Raw genomic sequence first — 1,808 nt, 5'->3', positions numbered from 1 at the left:
GGCGGAGGAGCCGTCCTTCCTCGAGACGCTGTTCGGCGTCGGCGCCGCCGCGCCCCGCGCGGAGTCGCGTCAGGCGCTCGCCTATGCCAGCCCGGACGCCCTGCCCCAGGAGGCGCCGCGCACCCGGATCAGCGCTGCCCCCGAATCCGTCGCCGGCACCGCCGTCTACGACATCACCGCCCGCACCGTGACCCTCCCCTCCGGCGATGTGCTGGAGGCCCATTCCGGCCTCGGCGAGGCCATGGACGACCCGCGCTACGTCCACCTGCGCATGCGCGGCTCGACGCCCCCCGGCACCTACGACCTGACCGAGCGCGAGCGCCTGTTCCACGGGGTCCGGGCGATCCGCCTCAACCCGGTCGGCGGCAGCCGCGCGATCCACGGCCGCGACGGCCTGCTCGCCCACACCTACATGCTGCGCCAGCCCGGCGCCTCGAACGGCTGCGTCTCGTTCCGCGACTACAACCGCTTCCTGCAGGCGTTCCTCCGGGGCGAGGTCCGCCGCCTCGTGGTGGTGGCCGGCAGCCGGGGCGACTTCTTCGGCAGCCGGGTCGGCATGGCCGACCGCCCGGGCCGGCGGGGCTGACGCGCGCGCGTCACAGCGCGGATGGCGGGCCGGTCCCGATTGCACGACGGCCGGGAACGGCTCCGGGCGGCTGCCCCCAAAGTCGGAGGGTGCTCTGGCGATGGGTGCCTTTACGCGCCGGCCCAAGCCTGCCTTAACGGGGCCAGACGCCAAGCCCGTTACAAGAGGCCCATCATGAAACTGCCCCGCCGCTTCTTCCAGCCCCTCGCCACCGGCGCGCCGGCCCCGTTCCGCGAGCTGCCGGTGCGGCTGGAGCGGATGATCCACTTCGTCCCGCCCCACAACGACAAGGTCCGCGCCCGGGTGCCCGAGCTCGCCGGCACCGTGGACGTGGTGCTGGGCAACCTGGAGGACGCGGTCCCGGCCGACCAGAAGGAGGCGGCCCGCAAGGGCTTCGTCGCCATGGCGCAGGCGACCGACTTCGCCGCCACCGGCACCGGCCTCTGGACCCGGATCAACGCCCTCAACTCGCCCTGGATCCTGGACGACCTGTTCACCATCGTCGCCGAGGTGGGATCCAAGCTCGACGTCGTGATGGTGCCCAAGGTCGAGGGGCCGTGGGACATCCACTACGTCGACCAGCTGCTCGCCCAGCTCGAGGCCCGGCACGGGGTGACCAAGCCGATCCTGATCCACGCGATCCTGGAGACCGCCGAGGGCGTGGCCAACGTCGACGCCATCGCGTCGGCTTCTCCGCGGATGCACGGCATGAGCCTCGGCCCGGCCGACCTGGCGGCGTCGCGCGGCATGAAGACCACCCGGGTCGGCGGCGGCCACCCGGATTACCGGGTGCTCAGCGATCCCGCGGGCGACGCGCCCCGGGCCACCGCCCAGCAGGACCTCTGGCACTACACCATCGCCAAGATGGTCGACGCCTGCATGGCCAACGGCATCAAGGCGTTCTACGGCCCGTTCGGCGACTTCTCCGACGGCGATGCCTGCGAGGCGCAGTTCCGCAACGCCTTCCTGATGGGCTGCGCCGGCGCCTGGACGCTGCATCCGAGCCAGGTGACGATCGCCAAGCGCGTCTTCGCCCCCGACCCCGCCGAGGTGGCGTTCGCGGCCCGCATCGTCGCGGCCATGCCCGACGGCACCGGCGCCGTGATGCTCGACGGCAAGATGCAGGACGACGCCACCTGGAAGCAGGCCAAGGTCATCGTGGACCTGGCCAAGCTGGTCGCCGCGAAGGATCCGGAACTGGCGGCGGTGTATCAGCTGGGGT

General features: G+C 72.5%; 2 protein-coding genes. Both read left to right on the top strand.

Annotated features, from left to right (window positions below):
- Positions 1 to 586, top strand: a 586-nt coding sequence (locus tag FV233_RS29315) for a DUF2778 domain-containing protein (RefSeq protein ID WP_147899623.1), incomplete at its 5' end; no start/stop codon positions are given.
- Positions 587 to 760: 174 nt separating this feature from the next.
- A partial coding sequence (locus FV233_RS29310) for a CoA ester lyase (protein ID WP_147857554.1) occupies positions 761 to 1,808 on the top strand: 1,048 nt, incomplete at its 3' end.

It is taken from the genome of Methylobacterium sp. WL7, assembly GCF_008040085.1.
GTDB lineage: Bacteria > Pseudomonadota > Alphaproteobacteria > Rhizobiales > Beijerinckiaceae > Methylobacterium > Methylobacterium mesophilicum.
This window is presented reverse-complemented; position numbering and strand designations above follow the sequence as displayed.